At 71.0% G+C, this 16321-nt stretch carries 14 protein-coding genes; 7 read left to right on the plus strand and 7 right to left on the minus strand.

All coding sequences use genetic code 11. The features are described from left to right. The 3 genes from V8J36_RS08950 to V8J36_RS08960 are packed head-to-tail and all read right to left on the minus strand — an operon-like array spanning position 1 to position 3020. Positions 1–261, minus strand: a complete 261-nt coding sequence (locus tag V8J36_RS08950) for an acyl carrier protein (RefSeq protein WP_336466950.1) — start codon at positions 259–261, stop codon at positions 1–3. Between the two features lie 35 nt (positions 262–296). After that, positions 297–1400: a UDP-3-O-(3-hydroxymyristoyl)glucosamine N-acyltransferase gene (gene lpxD, locus V8J36_RS08955; protein ID WP_336466951.1), complete on the minus strand. Its 1104-nt coding sequence runs from the start codon at positions 1398–1400 to the stop codon at positions 297–299. A 60-nt stretch (positions 1401–1460) separates the two neighbouring features. Next, positions 1461–3020, minus strand: coding sequence for a L,D-transpeptidase family protein (locus V8J36_RS08960; protein ID WP_336467546.1), 1560 nt, complete (start codon positions 3018–3020; stop codon positions 1461–1463). 535 nt (positions 3021–3555) lie between these two features. Here V8J36_RS08960 and V8J36_RS08965 point away from each other — a divergent pair. Then, a complete protein-coding gene (locus tag V8J36_RS08965) occupies positions 3556–4125 on the plus strand; it encodes a YcbK family protein (protein ID WP_336466952.1) in 570 nt (189 codons plus the stop codon). Between the two features lie 159 nt (positions 4126–4284). Next, positions 4285–5214: an arginase gene (rocF, locus tag V8J36_RS08970; protein ID WP_336466953.1), complete on the plus strand. Its 930-nt coding sequence runs from the start codon at positions 4285–4287 to the stop codon at positions 5212–5214. Between the two features lie 14 nt (positions 5215–5228). On the opposite strand, the gene V8J36_RS08975 is transcribed toward rocF, so the two are convergent. Next, entirely contained in the window at positions 5229–6842 is a 1614-nt protein-coding gene (locus V8J36_RS08975) for a GMC family oxidoreductase (protein ID WP_336466954.1), read from the minus strand. Positions 6843–7051: 209 nt separating this feature from the next. Here V8J36_RS08975 and V8J36_RS08980 point away from each other — a divergent pair, with 209 nt between their 5' ends. The 4 genes from V8J36_RS08980 to V8J36_RS08995 all read left to right on the plus strand — a co-directional run bounded on the left by V8J36_RS08980 (position 7052) and on the right by V8J36_RS08995 (position 11542). After that, positions 7052–8044, plus strand: a complete 993-nt coding sequence (locus tag V8J36_RS08980) for a GlxA family transcriptional regulator (RefSeq protein WP_336466955.1) — start codon at positions 7052–7054, stop codon at positions 8042–8044. A gap of 272 nt (positions 8045–8316) precedes the next feature. Next, positions 8317–9423: a TRAP transporter substrate-binding protein gene (locus V8J36_RS08985; protein WP_336466956.1), complete on the plus strand. Its 1107-nt coding sequence runs from the start codon at positions 8317–8319 to the stop codon at positions 9421–9423. Between the two features lie 224 nt (positions 9424–9647). Continuing rightward, positions 9648–10811 carry a hypothetical protein gene (locus V8J36_RS08990; protein WP_336466957.1) on the plus strand — a complete coding sequence of 388 codons (1164 nt, stop codon included), beginning with the start codon at positions 9648–9650 and terminating at the stop codon, positions 10809–10811. Between the two features lie 110 nt (positions 10812–10921). Next, on the plus strand, positions 10922–11542 hold the full coding sequence (locus V8J36_RS08995; RefSeq protein ID WP_336466958.1) for a thiamine phosphate synthase: 621 nt from the start codon (positions 10922–10924) through the stop codon (positions 11540–11542). Positions 11543–11602: 60 nt separating this feature from the next. Here V8J36_RS08995 and V8J36_RS09000 read toward each other — a convergent pair whose 3' ends face one another. From V8J36_RS09000 to V8J36_RS09010, 3 genes are all read right to left on the minus strand, one after another. Next, entirely contained in the window at positions 11603–12322 is a 720-nt protein-coding gene (locus V8J36_RS09000) for a Hint domain-containing protein (RefSeq protein ID WP_336466959.1), read from the minus strand. A gap of 250 nt (positions 12323–12572) precedes the next feature. Continuing rightward, complete coding sequence (locus V8J36_RS09005) at positions 12573–12854, minus strand: hypothetical protein (protein ID WP_336466960.1); 282 nt, start codon at positions 12852–12854, stop codon at positions 12573–12575. Next, the gene (locus V8J36_RS09010; protein ID WP_336466961.1) at positions 12847–15651 is read right to left on the minus strand and encodes a glutamine-synthetase adenylyltransferase; all 2805 of its coding nucleotides are present in this window, start codon (positions 15649–15651) and stop codon (positions 12847–12849) included. Before V8J36_RS09010 ends, V8J36_RS09005 begins: the two co-directional genes overlap by 8 nt. 96 nt (positions 15652–15747) lie before the next feature. Here V8J36_RS09010 and V8J36_RS09015 point away from each other — a divergent pair, with 96 nt between their 5' ends. Continuing rightward, positions 15748–16224: a YbaK/EbsC family protein gene (locus tag V8J36_RS09015; protein WP_336466962.1), complete on the plus strand. Its 477-nt coding sequence runs from the start codon at positions 15748–15750 to the stop codon at positions 16222–16224. Positions 16225–16321 lie beyond the last annotated feature (97 nt).

Genomic DNA, 16321 nt, shown 5'->3' on the forward strand with positions numbered 1-16321 from the left:
TCAGGCCCGCTGTTCGGCGATCAGCTTTTCGACCGCCGCGGTGATCGCGGCGACGGACGAAATGTCGAAGTCCGAGGCCGCCGGATCATTGGCGTTGAAGGGCACCGAGATGTCGAAGGCCTCTTCGATCGCGAAGATCGACTCGACGAGGCCGAGGCTGTCGATGCCAAGGCTTTCCAGCGTCGCCTCGGGCGTCACCTCGGCAGGGTCGAGAACCGCCTGCTCGGCGATGATGGCGATGATGCGGTCCTTGACGGTCATGGTCTTCTCCGGTCTTGCCGGCCGTTCGGGGCCGGTCAGTCCTTCTGGCTCAGCCTTGTAACAGCTTCTTTAAGCTCTGCCACTTGGGTGAAGAGACGCCCCAGCCGGCGGATGTTCTTCCAGGCCTCGACATGGGTTTCCATCTTCAGCGCGGGGCTGCCCAGCAGCACGCGGCCCGCGGGTGCATTGGTGAAGATCTTGGTGGCGCCGCCGCCGATCACGTCATCGCCGACGAAGATGTTGTCCGACACGCCGCATTGCCCGCCCAGCACCACGCGGTTGCCGATGCGCGCCGAACCGGCGATGCCCACCTGCCCGCAGAGCAGGCAATCCTGGCCGACCTCGACGTTGTGGCCGACATGCACGAGGTTGTCGAGCTTGGTGCCCCGCCCGATCTTCGTGGCCTTCACCGTGCCGCGGTCGATGGCGGCATTGGCGCCGATCTCGACATCGTCGCCGATCTCGACGGTGCCCAGCGAATGGATGCGCGTCCAGCTTTGCTGGCGGATCGCGTCGCGCTGGCCCAGCGTCTCGCGGATTTCCTCGACGCCCGATTTCTCGGGGGTGACGAAGCTGAAGCCGTCCGACCCGATCACCGCGCCGGGCTGGCAGATGAACCGGTCGCCGATGCGCACCCGCGCGCCGATCCGCGCGCCCTGCAGGATCAGCGCGTCCTCACCGATCCGCGCGCCCTCGGCGATCGAGGCATGGGCGGCGATGCGGGCATTGGCGCCGATGCTGACGCCCGCGCCGATCACCACGAAGGGGCCGATCGCAGCGCCTGCGCCGATCTGCGCCGAAGGGTCGATCACGGCCGAGGCATGGATGCCGGGGGCGATCATCGGGCCGGGGTCGAAGGCGCGAGTCAGACCCGCCATCGCCAGCCGCGGACGGGCGACGAAGACCGCGGCCTGAAGCCCCAGCGCCTGCCAGTCGGCGCCCTCCCACAGCACCGCGGCGCGGGCCTGTCCCTGCGCGAGGCCGGGGGCGTATTTCGGATCCATCGCCAGCGCGATCTGGTCGGCCCCGGCGGCCGAGGGTTCGGATGCCGAGGTGACCGCGATCGTGAGATCGCCTTCGGCCCGGGCGCCGAGCGCCTCGGCGATGGCGGCGACGGTGACGCGATGCGGTTGGGTCATTCAGGGCCTCCGGGGTCTGCGGGCGAAGGGCGTCTCCGCCCCCCGCGTCATCCTCGGGACTTAATCCTCTGCCGAGGCAAGGACCAGACCGGCCTCCTGCAGCTCGCGGAAAATCTCGGCGTCGCGGCCGTAGATGTCGTTTCGATATTCCATGTGGCCGCGCGGCGTGGGCCAGGCGGTGTAATAGACCAGATGCACCGGCACCGGCTTGTCCAGCGTCAGCGACTGCTCGCGCCCGCTGGACAGCGTGCGCTGGAACAGGCCCTCGGGGTCGTCGGTCTGCTTCGACAGCAGCTGATAGGCGAAATCGAAGGGCTGCTGCAGGCGGATGCAACCGTGGCTGAAAGCGCGGACTTCCTTCTGGAACAGCGACTTCGAGGGCGTGTCATGCAGGTAGATGTTCCACTTGTTCGGGAACATGAACTTCACGAGGCCCAGCGCATTGCCGTCCGAGGGCGGCTGGCGCATGGCGAAGGGGAAGTTGCGCGGGGTATAGGCCGCGAAATTCACCTGATCGCGCGGCACCACGCGGCCACGGCTGTCCACCAGATCAAGCTGCGCGGCCGCGTTCCGGTTGCGCTGCATCATCGGCAGGTATTCCTTGACCGTGATCGTCCGCGGCACGTGCCAGCTGGGGTTCACGACCATGTATTCCATCTGGTCCGAGAACTCGGGCGTGCGGCGGTCGTCCTGATCCATGCCGATCACCGCCACGGTGCGGAAGGTGACGCGGCCGTCGTCGACGATCTTGGCGGTGAAATCGGGCAGGTTGACCCAGATGTGACGCTCGCCCAGCTCGACGCCGTTCATCCAGCGTAGCCGCTCAAGCCCGGCGACCACGGCGCGCAGCCGCGTCTCGGGCCGGGCGTTGAGCTGGGCGATGGTGCCCGCCCCCGCGACCCCGTCGGGATCGAGGCCCATGTCGATCTGGAAGTCCTGCACCGCGCGGGTGACGTCGGCGTCATAGAGGCCGGTCGCGGTGCGGCTCAGGTAGCCCTCGGCGATCAGTCGGTCGCGCAACGCGACGACGGCGCGGCCGGTGTCGCCCGGATGCAGCGCGCCCTCGGGCACCGGCTGGCCCCAGCCACCGCGGGCGATCGCGGTTTCGAGGTCGAGCTTGGCCTTCATCAGCTGGGCATATTCCGGCATCTGCGGCGGCAGCGCGCGCAGGAAGGCCGCGGGGTCCGACTGGGAGAAGGCCGCGATCAGCTGCCCCTTGTCGCGGTGCGGGACGGCGCGGACGATCTGCTTGTCCACGCGCGAGGGCACGAGCGCCCCCGACCCCACGTCCGAGGCATAGGCGAGGAAGGCGCGGGCCATCGCGGCCTCGGCCCGGGCGCGGTCGCCTTCGGTGCGCACGGCGCCCAGGCGGTCGCGCAGCGCGGCCGCATCGTAGCGCGCGGCCGGCAGGCCATGCGCGGGCGCGCGGTCGAGCGCCGAGATCAGCGCCAGCCGGCGGGCGCCGTCCTCGGCCGCGGTGAACAGCGGCTGCCAGCCGTTCGCGGCGTAATACGCAGCCAGCGGGGCGTCGGCCTCGGCGCTCAGCGCATCGGCGAGGCTGCGGGCGAAGGGCGTGGCCGGGGTCGCGACGCCGACCGGCGCGGCCGAGGACGCGCTCATCGCGGCGGGAACCAGCGACTCGGGGGCAGCGGCGGGCGCGGCCGAGTCGGTCGTTTCGTCGGCGGCAACGGTCAGCGGCGGAACCCAGAGCTCGCTCGCCTGCAGCGGCAAGGCGGCGCAAACCGCCAGAAGGGCCACCGAAGCGGCCAGTCCACGCAGGGCGCGGCGCGTCAGGGGCGCGCAGACGGCCCCACGGCGCGTCACAGGCGCGCAACAGTTCACTCGGTCCGACATAGGCCCCTCGTCGCCATCGTTATGGGGATTTTCGTCCGATTTTCCCGTCTTTGCGCGGAAGTGTAAATCACGGCAGGGTGAGCGCATGTGACTGTGGCATGACAGCCACTCTGCCTGTTCCTTGAGCATCACCCCGGCCTCATGCGCGAATTTCTGCCGAGGCGTCCGGGCTTTCGTTAAGTGCAAGGTTTTCCACAGTTGGCACACATGCGAACCCGTGGCATAAAAACCGGGCACTTGGGGACAACTTCATCAGAAGGTCGCGACAAACGCGACCCCAGCGACGGGACAGGCGCACAGAATGACTCTTCTCAACTCGAACGGGATCTCGCGGCGCGGGCTTCTCGGGGTATTCGCGGCGACCACGCTGGTTGCGGCCCCGACCTACTCGAACGCCTTCGGGTTCCTGCGCGGCGCAGGCGATGTCCGCCGGATCCGCATGTACTCGGGCCGCACCGGCGAAAGCATCGACACGATCTACTGGGTCGATGGCCAGTACATCCCGGAAGTTCTGGGCGAGATCAATCACTTCATGCGCGATTGGCGGAACGACAAGGTCGTCAACTACGACGCCCGCAACCTCGACATCGCCGCGGCCTCGCACCGGCTGATGGACACCTCCGAACCCTACATGATGCTGTCGGGCTACCGCTCGCCAGAGACGAACGCGATGCTGCGCTCGCGCTCGCGCGGGGTTGCCAAGAACTCGCTGCACATGAAGGGCCAGGCCGCCGACCTGCGGCTGTCCTCGCGCTCGGTCGGGCAGATGTACAAGGCGGCGATGGCCTGTTCGGCCGGCGGCGTCGGCAAGTACAGCCGCTCGAATTTTGTGCATATGGACTGCGGCCCGGTCCGCACCTGGGGCGGCTGAGACCCGAACACGACAGTTCCAAAGACCGTGAAAGAGGCGCCGCTGTCCCCGGCGCCTCTTTTGCGTCCGGCAGCATCCCGCCGACCCCGCGGCAGCCTTTTCCCTGCCGGCCCTCCGCCCTATCGTCCCGCTGGATGACCCCGGCGTGAGGAGCCAGAGATGCCGCTGACCTGTCACCTGATCGGAGCCCCGGTCGACACCGGCCAGAAGCGCCCCGGCTGCCTGATGGGCCCCGCCGCCTATCGCACCGCGGGCCTCGCGCGCACCATCACCGAACTGGGCCACGGCTGCGTCGATCGTGGCGATGCGGCGCTGCCGCCGCTGCGTGCGGTGACCAGCCCGAACCCCGCCGTTCATTCCCTTGCGGAAACGGTTGGTTGGACCGAGGCGCTGTCGGCCATGGGTCAGGCGGCGCTGTCCGAAGGCGGCTTCCCGATCTTCATGGGCGGCGATCACTCGCTGTCGCTGGGCTCGGTCGCCGGGGTCGCGGCCCATGCCCGCGCGGTGGGCCGGCCGCTGTTCCTGCTGTGGCTCGACGCGCATTCCGACTTTCACACGCCGCTGACCACCCAGTCCGGCAACCTGCACGGCACGCCCGTCGCCTATATCGCCGGGCGCGAGGGGTTCGAGGCCTTCCCGCCCTTCCCCGAGCCGATCCCGACCCGCCGCATCAGCCTTTACGGCATCCGCTCGGTCGACCCGGCCGAGCATGCGGCGCTGCAGCAGACCGAGATCGACATCAACGACATGCGGGTGCTGGACGAGTTCGGGATCGTGGCGCCGCTGCGCGAGTTCCTCGATGCCGTGGTGGCCGAGAACGGGATGCTGCATGTCTCGCTGGATGTCGATTTCCTCGACCCCTCGGTGGCGCCGGCGGTGGGCACGACGGTGCCGGGCGGGGCCACCTTCCGCGAGGCGCATCTGGTGATGGAGCTTCTGCACGAGTCGGGGCTGGTGACCTCGCTCGACCTCGTCGAGCTTAACCCGTTCCTCGACGAGCGCGGGCGCACGGCGGTGCTGATGGTCGAGCTGGTGGCGAGCCTTCTGGGCCGCAAGGTCTTCGACCGGCCGACGCGCGGGTTCCTGTAAGGCAGGCCCGCGGTCTAGCCGCGATCGGCGCGGATCAACTCGGCCCCGATCCAGCCGGTCAGGATCGAGGGCGCGTTGGTGTTGCCGCCGATCAGCGTCGGGAAGGTCGAGGCGTCGCAGACCCTGAGCCCCGCGATGCCGTGGACGCGCAGGCGGTTGTCGACCACCGAGGTCTTCGGGTCCGCGCCGATCCGGGCGGTGCAGCTGGCATGATAGACCGTGCCCGAGCGCTGACGGAAATCGGCGATCAGGTCGGCGTCCGAGGTGATGGCGGGTCCGGGGCGCAGTTCCTCGGCGATCAGCCGGGCGAGCGGCGGCTGCGCGGCGATGGTGCGCAGCATCTTCACCGCGGCCAGCATCTCGGCCACGTCGGCCTCGGTCGAGAAGGCGTTGACGGTGATCCGCGGCGCGGCGAAGGGATCGGCCGAGCGCAGGGTGATCGCCCCGCGCGAGGTGGGCCGGCAGTTCGACAGTCCCAGCGACAGGCCGGGGAACGGGTCGGGCGTCAGCACCGGACGCTCGCCCGCCCGCGGCAGCAGGGTCGAGAAGGCCTGCATGTAAAGCTGCATGTTCGGGCGCGCGAGCCGCGGGTCGGTGCGGAAGAAGCCGCCGCCTTGGTTGATCGAGGCCGCGAGCGGCCCGCGCCCGGTTAGCAGCCATTGCGCGCCGACCAGCGCCTTGCCCCACCACGGCCGCAGCACCTCGTTCAGCGTCGGCACCGTCATCCGCCAGGTGTAGTTGATCCCCTGGTGGTCGCAGAGGTTCTTGCCCACCGCCGGCAGGTCGGCCAGCACCGGCAGGCCAAGCGATGTCAGCGCCTCGGCCGGCCCGATCCCCGAGAGCATCAGCAGCTGCGGGCTTTGCACCGCGCCGGCCGAAAGGATCACCTCGCGCCCCGTCCGAGCCGTCTGCAGCTGCCCCTTGCGGCGGTATTCGACGCCCACCGCGCGCCGCCCCTCGAACAGCACCCGGGTTACCTGCGCGCCGGTGACGACGGTGACCCCGCCCCGCGCCATCGCCGGGCGCAGGAAGGCCCGCGCGCTGGACATCCGGCGGCCGGATTTCACGGTCAGCTGGTAGATACCGGCGCCCTCCTGATCGGCGCCGTTGAAGTCCGGGTTAAAGGTGAGTCGCGCGGATTGGCATGCGTCGAGATATGCCTGAGTCAAATGGTGAAGATTTCGGCGGTTCGCGGAGATGTGAAGCGGTCCGCCAACCCCGCGCCATGCGTCGCCGCCGGCCTCGTTGTCCTCGATCGCGCGGTAGGCTTCGAGGGCCGCCGCGGGGCCCCAGGCCGGGCCGGCGACGCCCTCCCAATCGGCGTAATCCGAGGCATGGCCGCGGATCCAGACCATGGCGTTGATCGAGCTCGAACCGCCCAGAACCTTGCCCCGCGGCCAGTGGTCCGCTTGGTCCGCAAGGCCCGGATCCGGCTCTGCCCGGAAGCACCAGTTCACTGTCGGGTCATAGAAAAGCTTCCCGTAACCCAATGGCATCGCAACAAAAAGTCGGCGGTCGCTGCCGCCTGCCTCCAGCAGCAGCACCCGCGCGCGGCCGCCCTCGCTCAGCCGGTTGGCCAGCACGCAACCGGCCGATCCCGCGCCGACGATGACGTAGTCCCACTGCATGTTCCGCCCCTTCGACCATCCCGCATCCGGCGGCGCCGAGCCCCGCCCGCGATCCGGTCACACCACCATCCGGGACCCGAAACGGCGCTTCCGTTTCCGACACTTCCATGGCGCAAACCAACCTCGGCATCGGCGGGACCCGGCGCAAAATGCAACAGTCGATTCCGCCGCGGGTTGAAGCGCTTCCGCGGGACGGCTAGCAAATGCGCATGCCCGCGCTCCATCCCCATCTCTCTCAGGCGCAGGGACCGTTTCGCGTTGCGATTCTGGTGCTGCCCGGAACCCCCGCGCTTGCGCTCGGGGGCTTAGCGGACCCGCTTGCGGCCCGCGACGACATGACCGTTCAGGTCGTGACACCGAATGGCCGGCCGGTGCGGCTGGCCTCGGGCGGCGAGCTCGTCTCGCGCGTGAGCCTCAAGGAGGCCGAAGGCGACTGCCTGATCGTGCTGGCCGCGCCCGACGGCGATCCGCGCGACCATGCCCGCTCGATCGCCCGCGCCTCGGCCCGGTTCCCGATCCTGGGCGCCGTCGGCGGCGGCATCGCCTTCCTTGCGCAGGCCGGCCTGCTTGAGGGGCGGACAGTCACCTGCCCGATCGACCCCGAGGGCCAGCCGATGCCCTTCACCGCCCCGGCCCGCCTGCGCTTCGCCGAGACCGCGATCCGGCTCGACGGCGACCGGGTCACCGCGGCGGCGCCCGGCTCGGCCGCCTCGCTGGCGCTGGCGCTGGTCGAGGCGCGGGCGGGGCGCGACGCGGCGGCCGGGCTGGCACGGTCGATGGGCCTCGAGTCCCCGCCCGAGACGCTGCCCGACCCGGCCGGCGAAAGCGAGGCACCGCGGCCCGAGGCCGCCGATCCCCGCGTCGCCGCCGCGATCGCGCGGATGCGCGCCTCGATCGCCAACCCGCCCTCGGCCGCAGAGATCGCACGCGACCTGAACCTGTCGCCGCGCCGGCTGGAAGGGCTGTTCCGGGCCGAGTTCGGCACGGGCCCGGGTGGCTACGGGCTGAACCTGCGGCTGGACGCGGCGCGCGCGATGCTGCTGGAAACGCGGCTGGCGGTGGCCGAGGTGGCGCATGCCACCGGCTTCTCGTCGGCGGGCACGCTGGCGCGGGCGTTCCGTGGCCGGTTCAGCCAGAGCCCGTCCGAACTGCGTCGTGTGACAATTAGCGAAACGAATCACGGGCTTGCCCGCCGGCCTTGATGCGGATGCAGCATTGGGCGGGCCCCCTCGCCCAATCGCTGTGCAAACCGCCGGCGGAGGCGCCCAAAGCCGCCGCACATCCGCCGCAGGCGCGCGAAGTGACCCGGCGTCACCTTTGCCCCGGCGCGTGTTTTGTCGGCTAAGCGCCTGCCCCGACACGTCTTTGCTGGACAGAACGCGAGGGCGCGTGCCATGCAGGGCGCAGTCGCCCGGGAGGAGGTCGTGACGACCGCGGGCTGGCGTTGGCATGTTTTGTGGGAGGGAAACCCAAAATGGATCGTCGTTCATTCCTGACGAAGGCTTCGATCGGTGGCGCCGGCGTGGCCGCGGCCTCGGTGCTCGCGGCGCCCGCGATCGCGCAGGCGAACCCGAAGGTCACCTGGCGCCTGACCTCGTCGTTCCCGAAATCGCTCGACACGATCTACGGCGGTGCGGACACGCTGTCGAAATACATCTCCGAAGCCACCGACGGCAATTTCCAGATCCAGGTCTTCGCCGCTGGCGAGATCGTTCCCGGTCTGCAGGCTGCCGACGCGGTGAGCCAGGGCACGGTCGAGGCCTGCCACACCGTCGCCTACTACTTCTGGGGCAAGGATCCGACCTACGCGCTGGGCGCGGCAGTCCCCTTCTCGCTCTCGGCGCGCGGCAAGTCGGCCTGGGACTACCACGGCGGCGGCATCGATCTGTACAATGAGTTCCTGGCGACCCAGGGCCTGTTCGGCCTGCCGGGCGGCAACACCGGCGTGCAGATGGGTGGCTGGTTCCGCAAGGAGATCAACACCGTCGCCGACATGAAGGGCCTGAAGATGCGGGTCGGCGGCTTTGCCGGCAAGGTGATGGAGAAGCTCGGCGTCGTGCCGCAGCAGATCGCCGGCGGCGACATCTATCCGTCGCTGGAAAAGGGCACCATCGACGCCGCGGAATGGGTCGGCCCCTATGACGACGAGAAGCTCGGCTTCTTCAAGGTCGCGCCCTACTACTACTACCCCGGCTGGTGGGAAGGCGGCCCGACCGTCCACTTCTTCTTCAACAAGGCGAAGTACGACGAGCTGCCGAAGGGCTATCAGGCGCTGCTGCGCACCGCCGCCCAGGCGACCGACCACGACATGCTGTCGAAGTACGACTACAAGAACCCGGCCGCGATCAAGTCGCTGGTGGCCCAGGGCACCCAGCTGCGTCCGTTCTCGCCCGAGATCCTGAGCGCCTGCTTCGACGCGGCGAACGAGGTCTATGCCGAGATGGAAGCCTCGAACGCGAACTTCAAGAAGATCTGGGACTCGATCAAGGCGTTCCGCTCGGAGAACTACACCTGGGCGCAGATCGCCGAGTACAACTATGACACCTTCATGATGGTGCAGCAGAACGCCGGCAAGCTCTGAGTTTTCTGCCTCATCGCTGACCGATCCGTCCGACCCCGGCGCACCCGCGCCGGGGTCGGCGCTTTTTTGCTGGAACCGAACCTTGGGTTGAACGGTTTTCCGCCGAGGTGGTCAGGACGTGGCTGCGGTGCGGCGTCCCGGCTGGTAGGATTTCGGAAAGTGGACGCCGGAACCGGCGCGAGGCTGCGTAGAACTTCCGTCCGGTCCTGCGAAAGGTCAGTGGAATGAAGGAAGACATCGGCGTCGGGGACCAGCTTTTCAGCGCCGACTGGGAAGACCGCCTTGCGGCGGCACGGGTCGCACGGGCCCGGGCGATGGACGGCAAGCCGCCGGCCCCGCCCCTGCGCGCGCGTCCATCCGCGGAGGCTGCAGACGAGGCAGCACCGACCCGCACCCCGCCCGGCGCCCTGAACATCGCGCCGCTTGGGTGCCCGGGGGTGGGTCGCGCAGGTCCGGCGCTGGCCACTGCCGCCCCGCCGTCTGCCCCTGCCGCCGCCGCGATCGATCGGCAGGCCGCGCGTCAGGCCGCAGCCCGCAACGTCGATGAGGCGCGGCTGGCCAAGCTGCGCAGCGCCCTGCGCGCCGATGCGCCGGTTGCCGCGCCGACAGAGCCCGCGCGCCCGCCTGCCGTGGCCGATCCTGCCGGCGCTGCGTCGACGACGGAACCGTCGCGACCCGATCCCGCCGCCATCGAGCCGACCGCCGACGCGCAGGATGCGCCGTTCGACCCGCTGGCAGGTGCCGCCCCGGCCCCGGCTCTGGGGCCCGCGCCGCCGCGCTATGGCGATGCCGAGCCGCGCCCGGCACGGGCCCCTGTCCGCCGTCCGGCGCTGCGTCGCGACATGGTCGGCTTCGCGCTGGCCTGCCTGGTCGGGCTGTCGGTCGGCATCGCGGCGACGGCCTGGATCTTCGGAGGCGGCGACACCGCCCCGGCCGAGGCGAACGCGGTGCGCGCTTTGCCGGTGACTGAGGGCACGGCCGAGGCGCCGCGCCCCGGGGATCCGCCGGCAAGCACGGGGGTGTTCCCGCGGTTGGCGACGGCGCCGCGCGATGCGGCCGGTTTCCCGGTGCCCCGTCACGCCGACCCGTTCGAGTTCGCCGAGGGCGGGCCCGAGGCGGCGCGCGGCCTGTCGCCGGACCTGTTCCTTGCGGCGATGAGCGACAGCGGCAGCCCCGCGCAGCTGGCGCTGCTGCACCCCTTGGCAGATGTCACCACGCCCCTGCCGATCAAGGCGGCCTCGCCGCCGCCGTTGCGCCCGACGCCCGAGCAGATCCGCGCCGCGCAGGCGGCACGGGCGCAGGCGCAGGCCAGCTATCGGCGCGCGCAGGAACCCTCGCTTGAACGGGCGGTGCGGGCGGCGCTGCGCTTCCTGCGCACAGGAGGCTGAACCGGGGACTGACCGGCGCGGCATGGGGCTGGAAAGGGCCGGGCCGGGAAGATGGTGGCCAAGGCCGCGGATCTGGGCTATGGAGCCGCGATCCCAGCACTGGACCCGACATGGCCTCCGAAGACCGCCCGCAGATCTACCTGATCACCCCGCCCGCCTTCGAGCTGGAGACCTTCCCCGACACGCTCGCCCGCGTCCTCGACAGCGTCGAGATCGCCTGCCTGCGCCTGAGCCTCGCGACCCGCGACGAGGACCGGCTGCTGCGCGCGGCCGATGCCTGCCGTCTGGTGGCGCATGAGCGCGACGTGCCGATCGTCATCGACACCCATGTGAAGTTCGTGGAACGGCTGGGCCTTGACGGGGTGCACCTGACCGACGGCGCGCGCTCGGTCCGCACCGCCCGCAAGGAGCTGGGCGAGGATGCGATCGTCGGGGCCTATTGCGCCGCCTCGCGCCACGACGGGATGACCGCCGGAGAGCTGGGCGCCGATTACGTGGCCTTCGGGCCGGCGGGCGCCACCGCCCTAGGCACCGGCACCCGCGCCGAGCTCGAGCTGTTCGCCTGGTGGTCCGAGATGATCGAGGTGCCGGTGGTGGCCGAGGGCGCGCTGGACGCCGCGACGCTGGCCGAACTGGCCGGGGTCACCGATTTCGTCGGCATCGGCGAAGAGATCTGGGCCGCGGCCGATCCGGTGGCGGCGCTGAAGGCGCTGGAAGCCGCGCTTGGCTGAGCCCGGCGCCTGCGCGGCGCGCGGCGGCCGGGCGCGGCGCAGGGCACCGGTCTGGCCGCCTCAGGCGACCAGCAGCCGGGCTTCGTGGCGTTTGAGGCCGCGGCGCGCCGCCGGATAGACTTCTGCCGCGGGGCGCTCTGCCAGTTCCGGGAAGATCGCGAGGATCTCGTCGCGCTGTGCGGCATCCATCGCCTCGGCCACCCAGTCGCCCGGCTGGAAGCTTTCCGACCAGACGCCATCGACCATGATCACCTGATGACGCTCGAACATCAGGTGCAGGTAGGTCACCGCCAGCACCGGCTGACGCTCGACCCCGGGCAGCGCGGTCAGATGGCGCGCGGCGACCAGAACCTCGGGCTCGCCGAAGAGGCGGTCGGCGCGGTCGCCGGTGCACAGCATCCGGTGCTGAGGGCTGACCACGATGTCATTGGCGGGAAGTCCGTCGCCAAGGCTGCCGGCGGCGAAGCGGATCGGCATCAGGTCCGGCGTCGCCCCCAGCCGGTCGGGGCCAAGGAAGTTCTGCCCGATCCAGACCAGCGGCTGCAGCCCGTCGTCGCGGGTCGCGACCCGGTCGCCGGGGCGCAGCGCCTCGATCGGCAGGGTTCCGCGGCCGGTGGTGACCAGCGAGCCGGGCGTGAAGCAGGGCACCGGGCAGCCGCCGTCGCCGGGGCCGCGCGCCAGCGCCTGCGGGGTGATGCGGCCGGCCTGATCGCGCCAGCCCTCGCCATCCCAGAAACGCGCACCGTCCCACCAGCGGCCAGAGAAGAAGCGCAGGGTCATCTCGACCTCCCTTTCCGGTTGTGTCCGGACATGCAGACGGCACGACGGCATGGCGGGCCTGACCCGGATGGTGGACCTGACACCCGCCTTGGGGAAGGGAAACAGTCTGTTGAAACAGAGATTTGGCGCGGATCGGCCGATCTCCGCGCGTGGTGTCGGAATTAGCGCCCGGCAATTGTGCGGAGTGCAATGGGTTTCGCGTTCCGCGATGCCGGCGCCGCGCGCGGGGGGCGATTCCCGCGGCGTCCCGTCAGTTGCGGCGGCGGCGTCCCATGGCACCCCCGCGCCGCGCCCCGGCCGCTGCGGCGACCGGCGCCTCGGCCGCAAGCAGCGCCGACATCGGGTGACCGGCCTCTGCCTCGCCGTGGCGGGCAAGCAGCCGTGCCATCGCCGCGCCGGCGTCGGTGCCCGCCGGCAGCGACAGCGCCCAGTCGAGGAAGATCGACCGGCATTCGGCCTCGCCGATGTGCTCGATGCGGTAGCTTTCGCGGATCAGCCCCTTCGGGTCGTCCCGGTCGGCCGGTTCAGCCATCTGCATCCTCCCCCGTGCCAAGGCGCCGCTCGATGATCGCCGCCGCCTCTGCCGCCCGAGAAGACAGCGCCTCGGTCAGTTCCGCAAGATCCTGCGTGCCCGTCTCGCGCAGAAGGACGGCGCGGGCGCCCTCGCCGGCCTCGGCGGGTTCGATCCGCTCGCCCGCGACAAGACGCGTCGCGGCACGGAACTGCCATTGCAGCCGCGCGGCGGCCAGCAGCGCGGCCTCTTCCCCCGCGTCGATCAGCCCGGCCCGCCGTCCGGCGCGCAACTGGCCCGCAAGGCTGCGCGCGGGATCGCCGGTGCGCAGCGCCAGCGACTGGGCGAACAGCTCGATGTCCTGCAGCCGCCCGGCGCCCGATTTCACGTCGGGTCCGTCGCGACCGCGCACCGCGAAGATCCGGGCACGCATGTCCTGCACGTCCTGCGCGATGGCCGGGTTGGCCGACTTCTCGGTCAGGATCCGGCGGCGGATCGCCTCGAAGGCGGCGGCCAGCGGCGGCGGGCCGGCGATCACCTTGGCGCGGGTCAGGGCCAGATGCTCCCAGGTCCAGGCCTCGGTCAGCTGATAGCTTTCGAAGGACGCGATCGAGGTCGCGACCGGCCCCTGCCGCCCCGAGGGGCGCAGGCGCATGTCGACCTCGTAGAGCCGCCCCCGCGGCATCATCGCGGAGAGTGCCGTGACAAGGCCCTGCGTGAGCCGCGCGTAATAGGCGCGGGCGGCCAGAGGCTTCGGCCCCGCCGAGGCCTCGACCCCGGCCGCGTCGTAGATCACGATCAGGTCGAGGTCCGAGGCGGAATTGAGCCGCCCGATCCCGAGGCTGCCCATGCCCACCACCGCCGCGCCAAGGCCCGGCGGCGGCCCGTGGCGGCGGGCGATCTCGGCGGTGACGCGCGGCCAGAGCGCGTTCAGCACCGCCGCCGCCAGATCGGCATATTGCACGCCCGCCTCGTCGCAGCCGATCAGGCCGCGCAGGTGGTGGACGCCGATCCGGAAATGCCACTCGCGCTGCCAGACGCGGGCCTGATCCAGCGCCGCCTCGTAATCCGCGACCGGCGCGATCAGCGAGGCGAGGTCCGAGGCCAGCGCCGCCTGCCCCGGCCAGGGCGCGAAGAAGCCGCCGCCGATCACCGCGTCGAGCACGGCCGAATGGCGCGACAGATACTGCGCCAGCGTCGGCGCGGTGGCGCAGATGTCGACGATCAGGTCGACCAGCGAGGGGTTCGCCACGAACATCGAAAAGAGCTGCACCCCCGCCGGCAGCCCGGCAAGGAAGCCGTCAAACTGGCGCAGCGCCTCGGCCGGGTCGGCGGCGCGGCCCATGCGCGACAGCAGGTCCGGCTCGATCCGGCGGAACATGTCGCGCGCCCGCTCCGAGCGCAGCGCGGGATAGGAGGGCCAGCGGCGGGTGATCTCTGCCGCGCCCGCGGGGACCGGGCCCGAGGCCTCGGGGCGCGCGGGTTCGGGGGCGAAGAAGGCGTCGATCAGCCCCTCGACCCGGCGCAGGCGGTCGAGGATCTGCGCCCGCCACTGGCCGGTATCGGCCTCGCCGGACAGCCGTGCCAGCCGGTCGAAGGCCTCTGGCGCGTGGGGCAGCGAATGGGTCTGCGCGTCGCCCACCATCTGCAGGCGGTGCTCGGTCTCGCGGTGGGCACGGTAGTGGTCGGAAAGCTCGGTCGCGACCTCGCGCGGGATCCAGCCGCGCCCCGCCAGCGCATTGAGGCCGCCCAGCGTCGTGCGGTCGCGAAGGCCCGGATCGCGGCCGCCGGCGATCAGCTGGCGGGTCTGGGTGAAGAACTCGATCTCGCGGATGCCGCCGCGGCCGAGCTTCATGTTGTGATCCTCGAGCACCAGGGGCCCGCCGAGCCCCTTGTGATCGCGGATCTTCAGCCGAAGGTCGTGGATGTCACGGATCGCCGCGAAGTCGAGGTGCCGGCGCCAGACGAAGGGTTTCAGCCGGTCGAGGAAGCGCTCGCCCGCCGCCAGATCGCCGCCGCAGGGGCGCGCCTTGATATAGGCCGCGCGCTCCCAGCTGCGGCCCTCGGCCTCGTAATACTGTTCGGCCGCGCCGCAGGCGATGACGACCGGGGTGACGGCGGCATCGGGCCGCAGGCGCAGGTCGGTGCGGAAGACATAGCCGCCTGCCGTCACGTCCGACAGCCATCCGGTCAGCTTGCGCACCACGCGGATGAAGGCCGCCCGCGCCTCGGGCCGGTCGGCGGGGTCGTAACGGTCGTCGTCGTAGAGGAAGATCAGGTCGATGTCCGAGGAATAGTTCAGCTCGCCCGCGCCCATCTTGCCCATCGCCAGTGCGAAGAGCCCGGCCGGGTCGCCCTCGGCCTCGCGGGCGATCCCCGGGATCTTGCCGCGGCGGATCTCGGCCGCGACCAAAGTGCGCAGGCTCAGGTCCACCGCCCGGTCGGCCAGCGCGGTCAGCGCGCCGGTCACGCGTTCCAGCGGCCAGACGCCGCCCAGATCCGCCAGCCCCGCGATCAGCGCCGTGCGCCGCTTGGCCTCGCGCAGCGCCTCGGGCAGCTGCTCGGCCGCGACGGCGCCAAGCGCGCCCAAGGTGTCGGACAGCGCCTGTTCGGGACTGTCCTGCAGGGCGCCGGCCAGCCAGCCCGCCTCGCGCGCGACGAGCCCCGCGAGATAGGGCGAGGATCCCGCGGCCCCCGCGACCAGATCGCCGAGCGGCCCGTCGCCAAGGCCCGTGGCCACACGCGCGTCGCGGCCCCGGTCGGGATCGAAGGGAAGCGGCATCCGCGTCAGGCGGGCAGAGAAGGAAAACGGTGTCATGGCGTGACGATATCCCGGCCCGCGGGGCACGGCCATCGCGACTTGCGGCGGCGGCGCGGATCGTGACACTCGGCCCCGAACAGCAGGGAGCGGGACATGAGCAAAAGCCTGAAGCGGGTCGAGACGGCGCTGGAAGCCGCGGGGCTGGCGGTCGAGATCCTCGAGTTTCCCGAAAGCACCCGCACCGCGCAGCAGGCCGCCGATGCCGCGGGCTGCGAGATCGACCAGATCGCGAAGTCGATCATCTTCCGCGGGCAGGACAGCGGCCGGGTGATCCTGTTCGTGACCGCCGGCGGCAACCGCGTCTGCCCCGAGCGCGCGACCGCGATCGCCGGCGAGCCCCTGGGCAAGGCCGATGCCGCCGAGATCCGCGCCGCCACCGGCTTCGCCATCGGCGGCGTCGCGCCATTTGGGCACCTGACGCCCTGCCCCAGCTACCTCGATCCGCGGCTGATGGCCTTCGAGCGCGTCTGGGCCGCCGCCGGCACGCCGCGCCACATCTTCGCCATCGCCCCCGCGGCGCTGCAGCAGGCCTCGGGCGCGGTTCTCGCCGATTTCACCCTGCCGGGATGACCCCCGGAGGGTCCATGTGAAAACATTTCACATAGCCTCTTGATCGCTGCGCCGGGTTGGCCATATTCGATCATGTGAACACGCTTCACATGACGCA

It is taken from the genome of Frigidibacter sp. MR17.14 (genome assembly GCF_037095735.1).
Taxonomy (GTDB): Bacteria; Pseudomonadota; Alphaproteobacteria; order Rhodobacterales; family Rhodobacteraceae; genus Frigidibacter.

Coding starts and splice junctions, on each gene's coding strand:
- V8J36_RS08950 (WP_336466950.1), bottom strand. CDS start 261: ATGACCGTCAAGGACCGCATCATCGCCATCATCGCCGAGCAGGCGGTT.
- lpxD (WP_336466951.1), bottom strand. CDS start 1,400: ATGACCCAACCGCATCGCGTCACCGTCGCCGCCATCGCCGAGGCGCTC.
- V8J36_RS08960 (WP_336467546.1), bottom strand. CDS start 3,020: ATGAGCGCGTCCTCGGCCGCGCCGGTCGGCGTCGCGACCCCGGCCACG.
- V8J36_RS08965 (WP_336466952.1), top strand. CDS start 3,556: ATGACTCTTCTCAACTCGAACGGGATCTCGCGGCGCGGGCTTCTCGGG.
- rocF (WP_336466953.1), top strand. CDS start 4,285: ATGCCGCTGACCTGTCACCTGATCGGAGCCCCGGTCGACACCGGCCAG.
- V8J36_RS08975 (WP_336466954.1), bottom strand. CDS start 6,842: ATGCAGTGGGACTACGTCATCGTCGGCGCGGGATCGGCCGGTTGCGTG.
- V8J36_RS08980 (WP_336466955.1), top strand. CDS start 7,052: ATGCCCGCGCTCCATCCCCATCTCTCTCAGGCGCAGGGACCGTTTCGC.
- V8J36_RS08985 (WP_336466956.1), top strand. CDS start 8,317: ATGGATCGTCGTTCATTCCTGACGAAGGCTTCGATCGGTGGCGCCGGC.
- V8J36_RS08990 (WP_336466957.1), top strand. CDS start 9,648: ATGAAGGAAGACATCGGCGTCGGGGACCAGCTTTTCAGCGCCGACTGG.
- V8J36_RS08995 (WP_336466958.1), top strand. CDS start 10,922: ATGGCCTCCGAAGACCGCCCGCAGATCTACCTGATCACCCCGCCCGCC.
- V8J36_RS09000 (WP_336466959.1), bottom strand. CDS start 12,322: ATGACCCTGCGCTTCTTCTCTGGCCGCTGGTGGGACGGTGCGCGTTTC.
- V8J36_RS09005 (WP_336466960.1), bottom strand. CDS start 12,854: ATGGCTGAACCGGCCGACCGGGACGACCCGAAGGGGCTGATCCGCGAA.
- V8J36_RS09010 (WP_336466961.1), bottom strand. CDS start 15,651: ATGACACCGTTTTCCTTCTCTGCCCGCCTGACGCGGATGCCGCTTCCC.
- V8J36_RS09015 (WP_336466962.1), top strand. CDS start 15,748: ATGAGCAAAAGCCTGAAGCGGGTCGAGACGGCGCTGGAAGCCGCGGGG.